A 16839-nucleotide genomic window follows, 5' to 3' on the forward strand; every position below is an offset into this window, starting at 1 on the left:
TGTAACGTTTTGCTTTTGTGCCGCGCTTGAAAAAGCGTACAATGTCACTTAATTACACTGCTCAGTAAACTTTATCGATTTAACGTACTCAAAGGCATAGAACTTGCCTTGGCATTAGCTGTTATGTAAAGCAGTTATAGAACACTAATAGCGTTAAAGGCGACTTAAGTAGCTTAAATCTTACATCTATAGGAAGTGAGTGATGTGTGTCATTACTTGCTTTGCTGGTATCACTAATTATTCAAGGGTCGATAAATAAAATCGCTATGGACCATTTAGTCGAGATAGACAACCTAACCTTTCGACGCGCAGACCGTGTTATTTACGACGGTATTACGCTGAGCATTCCGAAAGGAAAAATTACGGCCGTAATGGGCCCCAGTGGTATAGGGAAGACCACCTTACTGCGCCTTATAGGCGGGCAATTAACGCCAGATGAAGGTGATATACAGTTTGATGGTGATTCTATTGTCGCCATGAGCCGTAAAGAGCTTTATCAAGCACGTCGTCGAATGAGCATGCTTTTTCAAAGCGGTGCTTTGTTCACTGACATGACGGTTTTTGACAATGTGGCGTTTCCACTGCGTGAACATACCAAATTATCGGAAGATCTTATCGCTACAACTGTCGCATTAAAGCTACAGGCTGTTGGGCTAAGAGGCGCTGCGCAACTCATGCCAAGCGAACTTTCCGGTGGTATGGCACGTCGTGCAGCGTTAGCCAGAGCCATTGCGTTAGACCCTGACCTTATAATGTACGATGAACCTTTTGCTGGCCAAGATCCTATTTCCATGGGCGTACTGGTTAAATTAATCAGAGGGCTTAACGACGCGCTAGATTTAACGAGCGTTGTGGTAACCCACGACGTGACCGAAGTACTCACTATTGCCGACTATATTTATATTTTGGCAGACAAAAGGGTGATTGGTGAAGGAACCGCGCAGCAAATTAGAGAAAGCGATTCTGAGTTAGTTCAGCAGTTCTTAAAAGGTAAAGCTGATGGACCTGTGCCATTTCATTACCCTGCTCCGGATATAGAAAATACCTTTTTCGGAGGGGATAAATGAAGTTTTTCCAATCGATAGGTGCTAACACCATTGGTAAATTAACCGCCATTGGCCGCGCTACGTATATGTTAATGGGAGCGCTGTTTGCCGTTCCTAGATTGAAAAATATTCCGCTTACCATTAAGCAGGTTCATGTGGTGGGCGTTCAGTCTTTGTTAATTATTATCGTGTCAGGATTATTCATTGGCATGGTAATGGCACTGCAAGGCTATACTATTTTAGTTGATTACGGCGCTGAAGGTAGCTTAGGCCCTATGGTGGCGTTATCACTGCTTCGTGAGCTTGGACCAGTAGTAACCGCACTATTATTTGCAGGTAGAGCGGGTTCTGCACTCACCGCCGAAATTGGTCTAATGAAGGCCACTGAGCAAATTAGTAGCTTAGAAATGATGGCGGTTGACCCGCTAAGACGTATTGTCGCTCCTCGCTTTTGGGCGGGCATTATTTCTATGCCAATGTTGGCGCTGATATTTAGTGCGGTAGGTATTTTAGGCGGACACCTAGTGGGCGTTGATTGGTTAGGTGTAGATGTTGGCAGTTATTGGTCAATTATGCAGTCTACAGTGGAATGGGGCGAGGATGTGGTAAACGGCATCATTAAAAGCCTTGTTTTCGCCTTGGTTGTCACCTGGATAGCCATATTTAAGGGTTACGATTCTATTCCTACGTCGGAAGGGATCAGCAAAGCTACTACAGAAACTGTAGTGTATTCTTCATTAGCAGTATTAGGGCTGGACTTCGTGCTTACCGCCCTTATGTTTGGCATTGAGTAGGGTTGAGTCATGAATAAATATAAATCTGAAGTATTGGTTGGCATGTTCGTTGTATTAACCATTGGTGCGGTAATGTTACTGGCACTAAAAGTGGCTAATCAATCGGTAGGTGGCGATGGTGATACCTACACCCTGTACGCTAAATTCGACAACATTGGTGGCTTAAAAGCGCGCTCATCGGTAAAGGTGGGGGGTGTGAACGTTGGTCGTGTTTCTTCTATTACACTTGATCAAGAAGACTTCACGCCCGTAGTAGAGTTATCAATTTTGAAAAGTTACGACGGTTTTCCAGAAACTAGCTCAGTTTCCATACTGACCTCTGGCCTACTAGGTGAGCAATACGTTGGTTTCCAGCCAGGGTTTTCGTTTGACGGGGTAGCAAACCTTAAAGACGGCGATTACTTACAAGACACTAAATCGGCGTTGGTATTAGAAGATTTGATAGGGCAATTCTTATTTAGTCGCGGAAGTGACGAAGAGTAAGAATTCAAAGGTTAATTAGAATTAATAAAGACCTGATGAAACCTAAAAGGGACTTTTCAGGTCTGTTGTAATAAGTATTTAGTTTTAGGAGATAAACATTGAAAAAGTTAATGATGGTAATGGGTGTGTGGATGTTCTCTTTAGTGGGAATGGCACAAGCTCAAGAAATCAACGAGCAAAACCCGTATGAGTTGGTTAAAGGCGTTGCTTCTAAAACCTTCGATAGAATTAAAGCGAACCAAGAAGCGGTTAAAGCTGATCCTGAAATGTTGCGCACCATTATGGAAGAAGAGCTAGTACCTCATATCGACTATAAATTTGCTGCTTTCATGGTATTGGGCAAACACTTTAAATCTGTTCCGCAAGAAAAAATGGGTGAATACATTACTGTATTCAGACAATACCTTATTACATCTTACGCGGTTGCGATGGGCTACTACGACAACCAAACGGTTCAATTTGAACCTGAGTCGTCGTTCAGTGATAAAAAATCAGTAACAGTTCGTGCCGTAGTTCAAGATCCAAAGCGTCCAGAGATTAAAATTGCATTTAAAGTACGTAAAGACTCTAAAACTAATGAGTGGAAAGCGTACGACATGGTTGCTGAAGGTATCAGCATGCTAAATAGTAAGCGTAGCGAGTTTGAATCTATCCTTCGCCAAGATGGAATAGATGCCGTGATTGCGCTAATGAGAGAAAAAATTGGTAAGCCGGTTGAGCTAAATCAAGATGAGCCTATCGATTTTGACGGAGAAACTGCGTGAGCCTTTTCCAGGTTAACGATAATGCCCAAGTCAGTGTGCATGGTCATTTAGACCGTGACACGCTGTCTAAAAATTTTTGGGAAAGTTTAACCTCTTCGCAAAGCGCTATATTGGTGAAAGCGGGTACGTGTTGTATAGACTTAGGCGATGTTGAGCGAGTAGACAGCGCTGGATTAGCTTGGATATTAAACGCAATTAGAGATGGAAAGCGTGAGGGGATTAATGTTAGCTTGCGTGAACCTCCAGAAAAATTACGTAAACTGGCTAAAATAAGCGACGTTGATGGCTTTTTACCAGTAGAATGATCTTAATTAGCTAGGTAAAGAACAAGCAGGTAAAGAAGTAAGTTATGGAATTGTCCGAAATTGAAAAAATTCTCACCGACGCCTTAGAGCTTCAAGAAGTTCATGTACGAGGCGAAGGATCTCATTTCAACATTATCGCGGTAGGCGATATTTTTAATGAGATGAGCCGCGTAAAACGCCAACAGGCCGTTTATGCACCCTTATCAGATAAGATTGCCGATGGGTCTATGCATGCCATTACAATCAAAACCTTTTCAGTAAAAGACTGGGAGCGTGAGCGCCAGTTTCACATTCCTCAGTAAGCGGGTCTTTTTTCGTGGATAAACTTGTTATAAAGAAAGGCCCTGCACTACAGGGAACCGTGCGTATTTCCGGTGCTAAGAATGCTGCGTTACCATTATTGATGACCAGTTTACTTAGCGACCAGCCATGTCGTTATACCAACGTGCCTCGACTGCGTGATATTAATACCACAGTAGCACTGTTGCGAGAGCTAGGCGTTGAAGTAGCACAACCTGCTGCAAACGATGTTGTATTAGACTCAAGCACGCTGCAAAGCATCACAGCTTCATACGAGTTAGTACGCACTATGCGTGCTTCAATTTTAGTGCTTGGTCCTTTGCTTGCGAAACAAGGCAAAGCAAACGTATCACTTCCTGGTGGCTGCGCTATAGGTGCACGCCCTGTAAATCTTCATTTAACTGGCCTTGAAAAAATGGGCGCAAAAATTGAAGTAGACGAAGGGTACATTCGCGCTGAAGTTGATGGTCGTTTAAAAGGTGCACGCATCTTTATGGACATGGTTAGTGTTGGCGCTACCGAAAACCTAATGATGGCAGCCGCGTTGGCAGACGGTACTACCGTGCTAGAAAACGCTGCGCGTGAGCCTGAAATTGTCGATTTAGCTAACTGCCTTATTCAAATGGGTGCGGTTATCTCTGGTGCAGGTACTGATAAAATTACTATTGAAGGGGTAGAAACCCTAAATGGTTGTGACTATCGTGTACTGCCTGATCGTATTGAAACCGGTACTTTCTTAGTCGCTGCTGCGGTAACAGGCGGAAAAATTCGCTGTACTCATGCAGCACCTGAAACATTAGAAGCGGTTATCGATAAGCTTGAACAAGCCGGTGCGGTTATCACCCAAGGTGAAGACTGGATTGAGCTAGACATGCAAGGCAAGCAGCCCAAAGCAGTTCGCGTTAAAACTGCGCCACACCCTGCATTTCCAACAGATATGCAAGCCCAGTTCGTTACGTTAAACTGCGTAGCGGAAGGCACAGGTGTTATAACCGAAACTATCTTTGAAAACCGCTTTATGCACGTACCAGAGCTACAACGTATGGGTGCTGAAATTGCCCTTGAAGGTAACTCTGCGGTATCTAAAGGCAGCTCAGCGCTTAAAGGTGCACCTGTAATGGCAACCGATTTACGTGCGTCTGCAAGCTTAGTGATTGCTGGGTTGATTGCCGATGGTGAAACCCATGTAAACCGAATCTATCACCTAGACCGCGGTTACGAAGCTATTGAAGAGAAGTTAGGTGCACTTGGCGCGAACATCGAGCGTGTTAAAGAGTAATCATTAAGAATAAAGAGCCACGAGCAATGTGAGTTAATTGCTCATTCACGGCTTATAGAAAAAAAGGCGCCTATGATGGTTTATCATAAGGCGCCTTTTTTGTGTTTGTGATTAATGCATTTTATTCGTTAGTACAGGCAGCGGCGAAAGCGCTTTATTCTTGCGCTCGTAGCTCAGCAACTAATGCATTAATAGTAAGCGGGTTACCACCACGGCTAATTTCAAGCTCTAAGGTAGTACCAGGTGCAGTTTCTGCAATCATGTCCAAGGTCTTCGACGCGCTTTCTAAACGAATGCCGTCAATGGCTAATATAATGTCACCTGGTTGCAAGCCAGCTTCATCTGCAGCGCTACCGTTAGCTACCGCCGTAACTTCAATACCTGGTCGGTTGCGGTACTCACCACCAATAAACCCTAGTTGACCACGAATAACACGGCCATTATTGATAATTTTGTCCATCACTCGCTTGGCGAGTTCGTAAGGTACTGCGAAGTTTATGCCGTCTACATTACGAACACGATTACGAGAATCACGTACTTGGAAATTCGCGTTGGTAATACCCAATAATATACCGTTACTGTCTACCAGTGCGCCGCCCGAATTACCTTGGTTAAGCACGGCATCAGTCTGGATGAAATCAACATAGTTTGATAGCCCGTTGCGTCCAGCGCGACTGACAATTCCTTGCGTAATCGTTTGTCCTAAATCGAAAGGGTTACCGATAGCCATTACCACATCACCTACGTGAATATCTGGCTCGGAAACTTGGGGAATAATGTGTAAGTTGTCTGCAGTTACTTTCAATACCGCTAAATCGGTAAGTGGGTCGTTACCCACTATTTGTGCTTCCAATATTCTGCCGTCTTGCACCGCAACATAGATGCTATCAGCATTTTCTACTACATGGTGGCAGGTAAGAATATAGCCGTTTTCGGTCATAATCACGCCTGAACCTAAACTGGCGCGCTCTCTAGGCTGATTGCGAAACAAGCCGGTGTCGTTCTCAATACTAACGCTATAAATATTCACTACAGCAGGGGCAGAGCGGCTTAAAGGCGAAAAATAGCTTTCACGGCTGGCACTCACAGAGGGCTCGGTGAAAAGTCCTTGGGTAAGGCCGCTACCTTGACGTAAATCCGGCAACAAAAACAACAGAAGCAAGGCTACTATTGTTCCAAGGAATATTGATTTTATAATGAAATTAACTATTGAGCTGCCAGTCACAAGCCACACTTACATTGTTTTTAATGCCAAAGCACTTCAGCCCACAAATTTGAGCCAAAATAGTTGGCAAAATAAGGCTTTGTGTTGATGGTATTTTTTATTTGATTAAGTTAAAGGATATCACCTTATCCGTCAATCTGTCGTCTTTAATCCGATTGGGCATAAGCATTTTACGGCAAACCTACACTTTCACTAAATTACGCATAAAAAAACAGCGCCTCTGGGCGCTGTTTTATGTACAAGTTCGTTACAACTACTGACGAATCAATAAGTAAATCGTAGAGTTTCCACGTTTAACATTAAGAGCAATAACCCCTTTTGCTTTATCTAACGCATCTCTAAACTCAGCCACAGATGGCGTGCGTAGGCGGTTCACACCCATCACAATATCATCAGGCTTCAAGCCAATGCGTGCAGCGGGGCTGCCATTAGCCAGTTCAGAAATAACCACACCCGCATTACCTGCTTCATCAGTACCATTAGTTAGCGTAGCACCTTCAAGTGCAGGATGAATTTGTGCAGCTGTGACGGTTGATTGCGTAGCATCGCCAAGCACAACATCCATATTCATCTTCTTACCTTTACGCATAATGGTAAGTTCAACCTCAGCACCTGCACCCATGCTAGAGATTTTAGCTCTCAGCTCTTGGAAGCTATGCAAGTTTCTACCATTAATACCGGTAATAATATCACCAGCTTGAATGCCCGCTTTGTCAGCAGCAGATTCTGGAGTTACTTCACTAACAAACGCACCAATGTTCACATCGGCGTTCATCGCTTCTGCAAGGCCTGCGTCTATGTCGCTGCCTAGAATGCCCAATAATCCACGGCGAACTTCGCCATATTCAGCAATTTGATCGACTAAGCTTTTCATCATATTGCTAGGAATAGCGAAGCCAATTCCCACGTTACCGCCGTTAGGGCCGAAAATTGCAGTATTTATACCGACGAGTTCGCCGCGCAAACTAACCAAGGCTCCACCCGAGTTACCACGGTTAATTGCAGCGTCGGTTTGAATGAAATCTTCGTAGCCACCAATGTTCAAACCAGAGCGGCCTAGTGCACTAACAATACCTGAGGTAACCGTTTGTGATAAACCAAAAGGGTTACCAATAGCTACCACAAAGTCACCCACTCGCAACGCATCTGAATCGGCCAGTGGTAATGCGGTGAGATCATCTGAATCGATTTTCAACAACGCTATATCACTTTGTTCATCAGAGCCGAGTTTTTTTGCTTTAAACTCACGGCCATCGGTAAGCTTGACGGTAATTTCATCGGCATTATCGACAACGTGGTTGTTCGTTACCACATAGCCTTTATCCGCATCAATAATAACACCTGAACCCAACCCCCTAAACGGTCGCTCTTGAACCTGTTCTTGCGGTGCGCCGAAAAAATACTGAAACATTTCAGGCACTTGTTGACGAGAGCTTTGCGTTCCCTCAACGGCAATACTTACCACTGCAGGCGTTGCTTCTTCTAGCATTGGGGCTAGAGACGGCACCTCATCCTTTTTATCTGAAAAGAACGGCAATGCCGCATAAGAGTTCACGCTAAAGCCAAGAGAACTTACTAATACTGCAGACGCCACGACATACTGACGAAAAGACACTTTCATGCTCGCTTATACTCCTTCAGGTTATTGCGATATTGAATCATTTTACTAAAGACTCTGAAATAACTGAAAAAGTTCCTGAATTATGACTTGTCTGCGGTGGATTGCTCAGAACCGCCGACGAATAGACCCGACCCTGAATTCGCAAAATCTTTTGGTTGGGTGTCGGATACTTTATTTACTTTAGACTTTTCAGAACTTTTTAAATTGTTGCGAAGGTAAGACGTCGCTTGTTCACCGTAGAAGGGGACTTTGGCGTCTTCATCGTCACTGCTTTGCGTGAGCAATGCTTCGTATTCTTCAATTTGTTGCTTCAGTGTTTCGCATTGACCTTCAATACTTTCAAGGCTTTGACGGGTTTGATGAATGTGATGTTGAGCTTGCTGAGCTAATATCTCTTTCACTTGCTGCTCTGTTTGAGCTGCGTTATTCCCGCCCGTTTTGGTTTGTACAAAACGACCTATAAAAAAGCCAATGATTAAACCCACCACTAGTAAAGCAAGAGACACTAACAGTTCCATTCTATTCTCCGAATTAACGTACTACTCACATTAAGTACACCTTGATACGTGCTACCTAATGCATTCGACCATTACTTGAATATAGCAAGAGCCAGTATGAAAAGCGCATAGAGATCGCATTAATTGTGTTTATACGAGCTATGCAAATTAACTAGGTACGATTCTACCGTGATTTCCATTAAAATTAAGGTCATAATTGATAATTTCAAGCAGGTCGGTGCAGCCACGGCCACTATTGACATTTTGCGGGAGTGGAATAGGCGATGACGCCATGGGAAAAATATCAAGTAGATTTGACGTCGCCTGAATTTCAGTACGATGCAGCACAAGAAAATGCGGTTAAAGAATTACAGCGTTTATTTGAGGAGTTAACCCAGCCAGAGAAAAAACATACGTGGCGGGTAAAGCTTAAGTCGGCATTTGGTAAAGGCCAAAAGAACGCTGGCATTCAAGGTATTTACTTTTATGGTGGTGTAGGCAGAGGAAAAACCTATTTGGTGGATACCTTCTACGACTGCCTGCCGTTTAAAAATAAAATGCGTGTGCATTTTCACCGGTTTATGCACCGAATTCATGACGAGCTTAAGCAGCTTACCAACGCACAAGACCCGTTAAAAACCATTGCGGCCAAGTTAGCCAAAGAAACCAAGGTAATTTGTTTTGATGAGTTTTTTGTATCGGACATTACCGATGCCATGATCTTAGGCACGCTAATGGAAGAGCTTTTCGGTTATGGCATTGTGCTGGTGGCTACATCAAACATTGTTCCAGATGACTTATACAAAAATGGCCTTCAGCGTGCACGCTTTTTACCGGCTATCGACTTAATTAATCAAAATACACGAGTGATAAATGTAGATAGTGGTGTGGACTATCGTCTTCGTACTCTTGAACAGGCAGAAATTTATCATTACCCCCTTGATGGCGATGCGATTAAGAATTTACATAGTTACTTTGCGCAGTTAGCACCTGAAGCGGGTTCAGAAAACGAAACGATAGAAGTGAATAACAGGCAAATAGACACCCTTAGAGATGCTGATGGTGTGTTAATGATAGAATTTAATGCGCTATGTGGTGGGCCGCGAAGTCAAAGCGATTATATCGAGCTAAGTCGTTGTTACCATTCGGTGTTATTAGCTAACGTAAAAGTGATGGGGCAACATAATGACGATGTTGCACGCCGCTTTATTGCCATGGTAGATGAATTTTACGAACGTCATGTAAAGCTGATTATTTCTGCCGAAGTTGCAATGGACAATTTATACGGCGAGGGGCTGCTGAACTTTGAATTTAGACGCTGTTTAAGCCGATTAAGCGAAATGCAATCGCACGAATACTTAGCCACTGAGCACTTACCTTAACTAATAAAAACAGCGAGAGTGCCCGTGGCACTGTATTGTTGGGCATAAAATCGGTAGAATTTGCCCAATTTTTTCTGCTACTGATGGCAGAACTCCATTTGTAAAAAAGAGAATCTTAAGATGGGAAGAGCATTCGAAGTAAGAAAAGCCGCTATGGCCAAGACCGCTGGCGCAAAAACTAAAGTGTATTCAAAGTACGGTAAAGAAATTTACGTGTGCGCTAAAAACGGCGGCGCCGATCCAGATACTAACTTATCGCTTCGCCGTTTAATGGAAAAAGCGAAAAAAGACCAAGTACCAGGTCACGTTATCGATAAAGCTATTGATAAAGCCGCTGGTGGCGCGGGTGAAGACTTTCAACCTATGCGTTATGAAGGCTTTGGCCCAGGCAACTGCATGGTAATTGTGGATTGTCTTTCTGATAACGCTAACCGTACCATTACTGAAGTACGTAACTGCTTCACTAAGACTAATGCAAAGCTTGGCGCACAAGGCGCTGTGTCGCACATGTTCGATCACCAAGCCGTATTCCAATTTGATGGCGACGACGAAGACGCTATTTTAGAAGTTTTGATGGAAGCGGATGTTGACGTTACTGAAGTGGAAGGCGAAGACGGCAAAATTACCGTTTATGCGCCACATACTGAGTACTTCCAAGTTAAAACTGCACTTACCGAAGCCTACCCAGATATTAGCTTCGACGCAGAAGAGATGAGCTGGATCCCGCAAACGGAATCAGACATCAGTGAAGAAGATATGCCTATGTTCGAAAAATTCATGGACATGCTGAACGACTGCGACGACGTACAAGATGTTTACCACAATGGTATAACACCAAACTAAACGCTTTTAGTACGCTACGTTATTTAAAGGCCCTCTGTTTAGAGGGCTTTTTTGTTTGTGTAGAAAAGGGGAAATGTACAAATGCCTAGCCAGAAATATTATAGCAAACCCTAGGCGATAACTGCCGGATACCAGCTCCCCAATGTTAAGCCAAAAAGTCCAATAAGAAAGATAGCAGAGACAACCAACAGCGTTGCGCTTATGAGATGTTTTAGTAGGGAAGTTCGATTGCTATTGCCAATAGCACTGTCGGTAGCATTAACGTTAACCATCCAAATTAACTGTGCAATAATATGAGGTGCTACATAAGACAGCACACTTACACTTATTACCGCAGGGCCAGTAAAGTTAGCGGTATTAATGCCAAGGGTGCCAAATAATGTCATCCAAGCGAAAATGAACAGCCTAAAAAAGAGCACGCCATTGGCGGCTAAAAATAAATGTAGCGCCCATCGTTGATGTAGTGCCACGTTGGCGTTTCTTATCGCGCGAATAGCAAAGAAACTACTTAGAATCACCATCCCGCCCGAAAAAGCCGTTAACCCATGTAGCAAAGGGTTGCCAACGGTGCCCCTTGATAGAAGAAGATACATACCAGCTAATGAAATACTGCATGCAAGGGTGACAAAAAGCCGGCCATTATATTTATGAAAGGTTTTATATTTACGCCTAATGGCTGGGATAAGTTGCAAGCTTCCGCCAATGATCATGACTATCGCCAATAAAACATGCGCGGCATACATGGCATTGCCAAGTGAGTCTCCCGCAACAAAGGCCGTGCTATTAAAGCGATTCCATTGAGACACTCCTTGGGTTATACCTGTAAAGCCATAACCTGCAATCAAATAACTAACAAAGAAAGCTTGCGCGATAAGCAAGCAAGAAAATCCTATTTTCTGGCTGGTATCGTACAGCTTTGATGCGGCTGATAAGGTAGTAGGTGTTAGTGGATCAGATGCTCGGGTTTCAGGGTTTAGAGAAACGGGTGCTAGGGTACTTTTCGCCAACATGTCTTTGCCTCTTGAATAAATGTTTTGCCCTCTAATGTTCCTCTATCGTAAAGAAAATAAGGGCTCATTCTTCTCAAATTCGGAAAATGAATACCTTTAGTTGGGGCTTTTGACATACTCCTTAACAAAGTTCTTTTGTGCTTAGCGGCGATTCTTCTTACACTGAGGGCAGAGATATATATTAAGGCGTAGCACCCCTGTGGCGTGGCAAAGCGATTTACCTTATTACCTTTTAGTGTGCTGTAGTTTGGGCATAATGCTTACCCATGCGTTCAAAAATGATAAGCAGACAGTTAATTATTTAATCGCCATATTTAGTGCATCGCTTTGTATGGTGGCCACGCAGAAATTGAGTGCTGATACCCTTGGCGTGTATCAGTATGTTATTGGGCTAGCAACCTGTGCAACGTGCAATGTGGTTTGGTTAATTGCAAGAACGCTATTTCGAGAACATAACCCCTTAAGTCGCAGACATATTGCGGTAGCACTTGTGGTTGCAGGATTAGTGATATTTAATCAAACGTGGCACTTAGTAGTATCGAGCGATATTCCACACCTGTTAAACCAAGCACAGATGCTTAAACTTAAACAGGGAATGAATGAAATTACGACCTTGCTTTCATCAAGCATTTTAGCATTGTCGTTTTGGGAAGCTTTGCGCGGGTTTGAGAACAAAAATATCATCCAAAAGCGCCAGTCGATAGTCTTTGCCACAGCTTTTTTCCTTGGCTTATTTAACTCATCAATATTACCTAAATTTCTATTCACGCCCACAGAAGTTGAATTTTACGCACCCTGGTTAATATGCTCTTCGGCAATGCTAATTCTTGGTGCCATTCAGTACGTGGTTCACTCGCAAAAAATGAGTGTTCGACGACGTGGGCAAATAAAAAATCAACCACAGAATGAACCACGAAATCAAGTTAACGCTGGCACACCTAGTCAATCATTAAATGGCGGCATCTCTGATTCTTCTTGTCTCAATAGCACTAGCAGTGAGGGCGACGCAATACAACAAGATGAAGCAATTGATATGGCTGTTGTGAAAGGAATAAATACGTTAATTCATCAGGAACAAATATTTTTGCAACCAAACTTAAAAATAGCTCATTTAGCGCAAGCGTTAGATACCTCGGAATATAAAGTCAGTAAGGCCATAAGAGGCTACTTTGCTGCGGCCAACTTTAACCTGTTCGTGAATCAGTTTAGGGTAAAGCATGCTAAGCAACTATTGCGGGATAACGAATGCCAGCAATGGAGTATTTTAGTAATAGCATTGGAGAGTGGTTTTTCGTCCTTAGCAACATTCAATCGGGTGTTTAAAGCCATTTCAGGGCAAATGCCAAGTGAATATAGAAAGCAGGGAAGTACAATGAATTATAGTGTGCCGAGCGTATAAAAAAGTGATTCATAGGTATGTAGAGAATCACTGATGAGCAATAGTTTTAGTGCCTTCTAGCATGTCATCTGCACAATGATTTCCGTGAAGCACAGAAATGTCGCCAGTGGTTTCCAGCACTACCGCTCTAACTTGTTGCATGTTTAGCACGTTTGCTTCTCGAAGTTTTGCCATAAGGTCGCTACGGGCCACCCGGGTTTCGGCTAGCGCAGAGTCAATAATTTCACCGTCGCGCATTAATATAACAGGGGTATTTTGCATAAGTGCTTCAATCTTATCGGAGCGTCTGCGCAATAGTGCAGTGACGAACTGCACTAAGAACAGGGCTGCCATAGCAATCATGGCCTGAAAGAACGCGCTCCAACTATTGGCTTGAGACGCACTTGCTAGCAATGAACCTACTGCTACCGTCATCACAAAATCAAAATTGGTCATTTTGGAAAAGGAACGCAGTCCATTCACGCGAACCAGTAACACCACCCAGAACATCCCCATAGTAGTTAGCAGTAAGCCTTTAAGCAGTATATCCAGAGTAGGTAGGGCGCTAAACATGGTGTTCTCCTTAACATGGTGATTACCACTATTTGTACCGTGTTAGTAGACAAAGAGATTAATATTTTTCGGTTTGCTTTTTACTATTTCATACCCATATACAGCGCAACGCAATAATAAAAAGTTATCACTACTGCTCTCATGCATCGTTTCAAGCCTGAACGTCTCAATGATGATCAATCATCATTTAAGAAAAACTACGCGTCTTCAGTTTACGCGTGGGTGTTTTCTATTGTGGTGTCGGTACTTGTATTCAGCGCGCCATTTTCAGCTTATTCCGCGAATGATACGGCATCGTTTAACGAGCAAACCCCGCAGATATCCTTTTCCGACTTCGGACTTTCTGTTGCTACACGCTTTGGGTTTACCCAGCACAATCAAAAGCAAGATGCCGACCTAGATAATTCAGATGAACATCTACTTCTCTTTGGGTATCAACCCCATTTAGTTCTCGTCAACTTCTCGGGTGCTATCTTTAGCAAACCCTTTGAATATATTGCCTTTCACTGGAAGGGCATATCGAGTCGCGGCCCACCTTCTTCTCTGTAATACCTTACTGATATCACGCGCTGCACTTGCAGTGCTTCTCATTTTTTAAAGGTTTATTGCAGGACTTTTTATGACACGATTTTCATTTCGCGGCCTAGTGTATGCGCTAGTTATATTACTAGGCCTACTTAGCGCCGCCCCCAATATTTTACCCGATTCTATGCGTCAGCATGTACCACAGTGGTACAGCCAACACACGCTTTCCCTTGGTTTGGATTTACAAGGTGGTTCTCACTTATTGTTAGAAGCGGATACCGATGCGTTATTTGCTCGGCAGTTAGACACCTATTCTTCAGCACTTTTTAGTGACTTAAGAGAACAAAATATTCGCTACGTTAAACATGCTTCTAAACAAGGGCTAAGCGTTCAATTTACACTTTCGAACCCCGACGACTTTTACAAAGTTAAACAACGGGCAAGTGAAGTGGCGGTACAATCTGACGGAAGTAGCGCGTTGCTTCTGACACAGCAGGTCACTTCCCAAAAAGGCGTTGAACAGCAAGGCACTGCTTCAAAAGGTATTAGCCAAAAAGGGAATGTGATTGTCCTTGAGCTGACCGAGGAATACCAAGCAGCAGTAGTAAAAGATGCCATCAATCGCAGCCTCGAAGTTGTGCGTAAACGGCTTGACGAAACCGGTCTCACAGAACCCAGTGTTACCCGCCAAGGTAGCGATGCTATTTTAGTGCAAATGCCCGGTATATCAGACCCTGCCAATGTGAAAGCCTTACTAGGCACAACGGCGCAAATGCGTTTTCATTGGCAAACTCAGGTGAATAATAGTGAGAGCTTTATTCGCGCCGACATTAACGATAGGCAGTATTTGCTTGAAAAGCATGTGGCACTTGAAGGTGAGCATATTACCGATGCGGCAGCGGTGTTTAGCCCTGAAACCAGTCAACCCGTGGTGACGTTTCGCTTAGATAACGAGGGTGCACGACAATTCGCCACCATGACTAAAAACAATATAGGCCGCGTGCTGGCAGTTGTATTAGATGACACGGTAGTCACTGCACCGGTTATCAATAGTGTTATTCCCGGTGGCAGAGGCGAAATTACCGGTAGCTTTACCATGAGTGAAGCACAAGATGTGGCACTCATGCTGCGCACAGGGGCGTTGCCTGTTCCACTGCATATTATTGAAGAGCGCACCGTGGGGCCTGATTTAGGAAGCGATGCTATTGAAACCGGAGTGAAAAGCGGCATTGCAGGGGCACTGGGTGTTTTAGTCTTTATGCTGGCCATTTACGGACGTTGGGGCGCGATTGCGAGTCTAGCGCTTACGGTCAATATGGCATTGGTATTCGGTGTGCTTACCCTCTTTGGTGCCACACTTACTCTCCCTGGTATTGCTGGGCTAATACTCACCATGGGCATGGCAGTAGATGCGAATATCCTAATTAATGAACGTATTCGTGAGGAAACCAAAAAAGGGCGGCCAGCAGGTAGCGCGCTTAAAATTGGGTTTGAAAAGGCGTTTGGTACCATTGTGGATTCAAACTTTACCACGCTAATTGCAGTTAGCTTGCTTTTTGTTTTTGGTAGCGGACCGGTAAAAGGCTTTGCGGTAACCATTGCGATAGGTCTGATAACCTCGCTGTTTACCTCGGTAGCGCTCACTAAGTTGCTTATGCAGCGAGCCACTAAGAAGCATCAAAGAGAGCCCATTAATTTATCGTCGCCACTGTTAACCATGGCCGATAAGTTAGGACCGTTTAACTTTTTAAAGTCTAAAAAATTAGCGTTGAGTGTGTCACTGATATTAACCCTGTGCTCAATGGCGCTCTTCTTTAAGCCTGGCTTGCAATATGGCGTAGACTTTACTGGCGGCACTATGATGGAAATTTCTGCGCCGCAGCTTTCTACGGAGCAGTTGCGCACAGTGTTAAAAGAGCACCACTTTGAAGATATTGCTATTCAAGAGTATGGCGCAAAGAATCAGTACTTATTACGTGCACCAGTATCGGAGCAATCGAACGCATTATCTAATATAGGAGCTAATACAGGAGCTAGCACCGAAGCTAATACGGTTGCCACGCAAGGCAGCAATATTGAAGTGTTAAAACAAGTGATACAAGACGCTGACAGCACTGTTGTATTTAATAAGGTTGATGTTGTGGGGCCGAAAGTGAGTGATGGCTTTGCCGACCTATCTATTTTAGCTTTACTGATTGCTGGTGGCGGTATGCTGGCCTATCTATGGTTTCAGTTTGAAGCGCATTTTGCTACCGCGGCCTTACTTACCGTGCTGCTTGATTTAACCAAAACCATTGGGTTTATTGCCTTAACCGGTATTGAGTTTAATCTTACCGCGGTGGCCGCGCTACTGGCCTTAATAGGGTACTCAATTAACGATAAAGTGGTAGTGTTAGACCGTGTGAGAGAGTTACTGCGCATTAGCCCAGAGCGCTCGCTGGCTGATATTATTAATGAAGCGGTAAATAGCACGCTTAGCAGAACGGTATTTACCTCGTTAACCACGCTGCTCGCGTTGTTACCTATGGCGCTAGTAGGCGGCGACGCAGTTAGTAGTTTTGCTGTACCTATGGTATTTGCCGTTGTTATTGGCACCTCATCTACTTTGTTTATTACTTCATCGTTACTCCATATGTTGGGTAAACGCAGAGAGCAAAGGGGGAAAACACAGCTTCGCCCAACAGCCGAGGAGGTAAAAGCGTCGCTGGCACATATACCTTAAGCGCTAAAATCGAAATAGGTAGGGCGGTAAAATACCGCTTTGCCCATTTCATCTATATACTTCAATACTATTATGTTAGAAGGAGATAACTT

17 protein-coding genes are annotated in these 16839 nt (G+C 43.8%); 12 read left to right on the top strand and 5 right to left on the bottom strand.

Annotated elements, in window-relative coordinates:
• Positions 1-266: 266 nt before the first annotated feature.
• From mlaF to murA, 7 genes are all read left to right on the top strand, one after another.
• Complete coding sequence (mlaF, locus tag AVL57_RS03895) at positions 267-1067, top strand: phospholipid ABC transporter ATP-binding protein MlaF (protein WP_057796340.1); 801 nt, start codon at positions 267-269, stop codon at positions 1065-1067.
• Positions 1064-1840, top strand: a complete 777-nt coding sequence (mlaE, locus tag AVL57_RS03900) for a lipid asymmetry maintenance ABC transporter permease subunit MlaE (protein ID WP_057793750.1) — start codon at positions 1064-1066, stop codon at positions 1838-1840. Before mlaF ends, mlaE begins: the two co-directional genes overlap by 4 nt.
• 9 nt (positions 1841-1849) lie before the next feature.
• Positions 1850-2323 (top strand): outer membrane lipid asymmetry maintenance protein MlaD, encoded by a 474-nt coding sequence (gene mlaD, locus AVL57_RS03905; RefSeq protein WP_013785351.1) that lies wholly within the window; start codon positions 1850-1852, stop codon positions 2321-2323.
• Between the two features lie 110 nt (positions 2324-2433).
• Positions 2434-3087, top strand: a complete 654-nt coding sequence (locus AVL57_RS03910; protein ID WP_376738717.1) for an MlaC/ttg2D family ABC transporter substrate-binding protein — start codon at positions 2434-2436, stop codon at positions 3085-3087.
• Positions 3084-3392, top strand: a complete 309-nt coding sequence (locus AVL57_RS03915; RefSeq protein ID WP_057793744.1) for an STAS domain-containing protein — start codon at positions 3084-3086, stop codon at positions 3390-3392. The genes AVL57_RS03910 and AVL57_RS03915 overlap by 4 nt, the downstream gene beginning before the upstream one ends.
• 44 nt (positions 3393-3436) lie before the next feature.
• On the top strand, positions 3437-3694 hold the full coding sequence (locus AVL57_RS03920; RefSeq protein WP_057793741.1) for a BolA family protein: 258 nt from the start codon (positions 3437-3439) through the stop codon (positions 3692-3694).
• 14 nt (positions 3695-3708) lie between these two features.
• Positions 3709-4971: a UDP-N-acetylglucosamine 1-carboxyvinyltransferase gene (gene murA / locus AVL57_RS03925; protein ID WP_057793739.1), complete on the top strand. Its 1263-nt coding sequence runs from the start codon at positions 3709-3711 to the stop codon at positions 4969-4971.
• Between the two features lie 154 nt (positions 4972-5125).
• Here murA and AVL57_RS03930 read toward each other — a convergent pair whose 3' ends face one another.
• The 3 genes from AVL57_RS03930 to AVL57_RS03940 all read right to left on the bottom strand — a co-directional run bounded on the left by AVL57_RS03930 (position 5126) and on the right by AVL57_RS03940 (position 8335).
• Positions 5126-6196, bottom strand: a complete 1071-nt coding sequence (locus tag AVL57_RS03930) for a trypsin-like peptidase domain-containing protein (protein WP_057793737.1) — start codon at positions 6194-6196, stop codon at positions 5126-5128.
• A gap of 253 nt (positions 6197-6449) precedes the next feature.
• On the bottom strand, positions 6450-7817 hold the full coding sequence (locus AVL57_RS03935) for a DegQ family serine endoprotease (protein ID WP_057793735.1): 1368 nt from the start codon (positions 7815-7817) through the stop codon (positions 6450-6452).
• An 80-nt stretch (positions 7818-7897) separates the two neighbouring features.
• Positions 7898-8335, bottom strand: coding sequence for a ZapG family protein (locus AVL57_RS03940; RefSeq protein ID WP_057793734.1), 438 nt, complete (start codon positions 8333-8335; stop codon positions 7898-7900).
• 263 nt (positions 8336-8598) lie between these two features.
• Between AVL57_RS03940 and zapE the strand changes: the two genes are divergently transcribed.
• Both zapE and AVL57_RS03950 read left to right on the top strand, forming a co-directional pair.
• Positions 8599-9696: a cell division protein ZapE gene (zapE, locus tag AVL57_RS03945; protein WP_057793732.1), complete on the top strand. Its 1098-nt coding sequence runs from the start codon at positions 8599-8601 to the stop codon at positions 9694-9696.
• 120 nt (positions 9697-9816) lie between these two features.
• Complete coding sequence (locus AVL57_RS03950) at positions 9817-10539, top strand: YebC/PmpR family DNA-binding transcriptional regulator (RefSeq protein WP_057793730.1); 723 nt, start codon at positions 9817-9819, stop codon at positions 10537-10539.
• Positions 10540-10649: 110 nt separating this feature from the next.
• Here the strand turns inward: AVL57_RS03950 and AVL57_RS03955 are convergent, their stop codons facing one another.
• Positions 10650-11549 carry a DUF2306 domain-containing protein gene (locus AVL57_RS03955; RefSeq protein ID WP_057793727.1) on the bottom strand — a complete coding sequence of 300 codons (900 nt, stop codon included), beginning with the start codon at positions 11547-11549 and terminating at the stop codon, positions 10650-10652.
• 199 nt (positions 11550-11748) lie between these two features.
• Here AVL57_RS03955 and AVL57_RS03960 point away from each other — a divergent pair, with 199 nt between their 5' ends.
• Positions 11749-12948 carry a helix-turn-helix domain-containing protein gene (locus AVL57_RS03960; protein ID WP_057793725.1) on the top strand — a complete coding sequence of 400 codons (1200 nt, stop codon included), beginning with the start codon at positions 11749-11751 and terminating at the stop codon, positions 12946-12948.
• Positions 12949-12975: 27 nt separating this feature from the next.
• Here AVL57_RS03960 and AVL57_RS03965 read toward each other — a convergent pair whose 3' ends face one another.
• Positions 12976-13500: a DUF421 domain-containing protein gene (locus AVL57_RS03965; protein WP_057793723.1), complete on the bottom strand. Its 525-nt coding sequence runs from the start codon at positions 13498-13500 to the stop codon at positions 12976-12978.
• A 141-nt stretch (positions 13501-13641) separates the two neighbouring features.
• Here AVL57_RS03965 and AVL57_RS03970 point away from each other — a divergent pair, with 141 nt between their 5' ends.
• Both AVL57_RS03970 and AVL57_RS03975 read left to right on the top strand, forming a co-directional pair.
• Positions 13642-14049 (top strand): hypothetical protein, encoded by a 408-nt coding sequence (locus tag AVL57_RS03970; RefSeq protein WP_057793721.1) that lies wholly within the window; start codon positions 13642-13644, stop codon positions 14047-14049.
• A 70-nt stretch (positions 14050-14119) separates the two neighbouring features.
• A complete protein-coding gene (locus tag AVL57_RS03975) occupies positions 14120-16747 on the top strand; it encodes a protein translocase subunit SecDF (RefSeq protein WP_057793719.1) in 2628 nt (875 codons plus the stop codon).
• Positions 16748-16839 lie beyond the last annotated feature (92 nt).

The organism is Alteromonas stellipolaris (genome assembly GCF_001562115.1).
Classification (GTDB): domain Bacteria; phylum Pseudomonadota; class Gammaproteobacteria; order Enterobacterales; family Alteromonadaceae; genus Alteromonas; species Alteromonas stellipolaris.

Bases quoted from the DNA above. Each gene is read 5' to 3' on its own strand.
- mlaF (WP_057796340.1), top strand. From the start codon at position 267: ATGGACCATTTAGTCGAGATAGACAACCTAACCTTTCGACGCGCAGAC.
- mlaE (WP_057793750.1), top strand. From the start codon at position 1,064: ATGAAGTTTTTCCAATCGATAGGTGCTAACACCATTGGTAAATTAACC.
- mlaD (WP_013785351.1), top strand. From the start codon at position 1,850: ATGAATAAATATAAATCTGAAGTATTGGTTGGCATGTTCGTTGTATTA.
- AVL57_RS03910 (WP_376738717.1), top strand. From the start codon at position 2,434: ATGATGGTAATGGGTGTGTGGATGTTCTCTTTAGTGGGAATGGCACAA.
- AVL57_RS03920 (WP_057793741.1), top strand. From the start codon at position 3,437: ATGGAATTGTCCGAAATTGAAAAAATTCTCACCGACGCCTTAGAGCTT.
- AVL57_RS03935 (WP_057793735.1), bottom strand. From the start codon at position 7,817: ATGAAAGTGTCTTTTCGTCAGTATGTCGTGGCGTCTGCAGTATTAGTA.
- AVL57_RS03940 (WP_057793734.1), bottom strand. From the start codon at position 8,335: ATGGAACTGTTAGTGTCTCTTGCTTTACTAGTGGTGGGTTTAATCATT.
- zapE (WP_057793732.1), top strand. From the start codon at position 8,599: ATGACGCCATGGGAAAAATATCAAGTAGATTTGACGTCGCCTGAATTT.
- AVL57_RS03950 (WP_057793730.1), top strand. From the start codon at position 9,817: ATGGGAAGAGCATTCGAAGTAAGAAAAGCCGCTATGGCCAAGACCGCT.
- AVL57_RS03955 (WP_057793727.1), bottom strand. From the start codon at position 11,549: ATGTTGGCGAAAAGTACCCTAGCACCCGTTTCTCTAAACCCTGAAACC.
- AVL57_RS03965 (WP_057793723.1), bottom strand. From the start codon at position 13,500: ATGTTTAGCGCCCTACCTACTCTGGATATACTGCTTAAAGGCTTACTG.
- AVL57_RS03970 (WP_057793721.1), top strand. From the start codon at position 13,642: ATGCATCGTTTCAAGCCTGAACGTCTCAATGATGATCAATCATCATTT.
- AVL57_RS03975 (WP_057793719.1), top strand. From the start codon at position 14,120: ATGACACGATTTTCATTTCGCGGCCTAGTGTATGCGCTAGTTATATTA.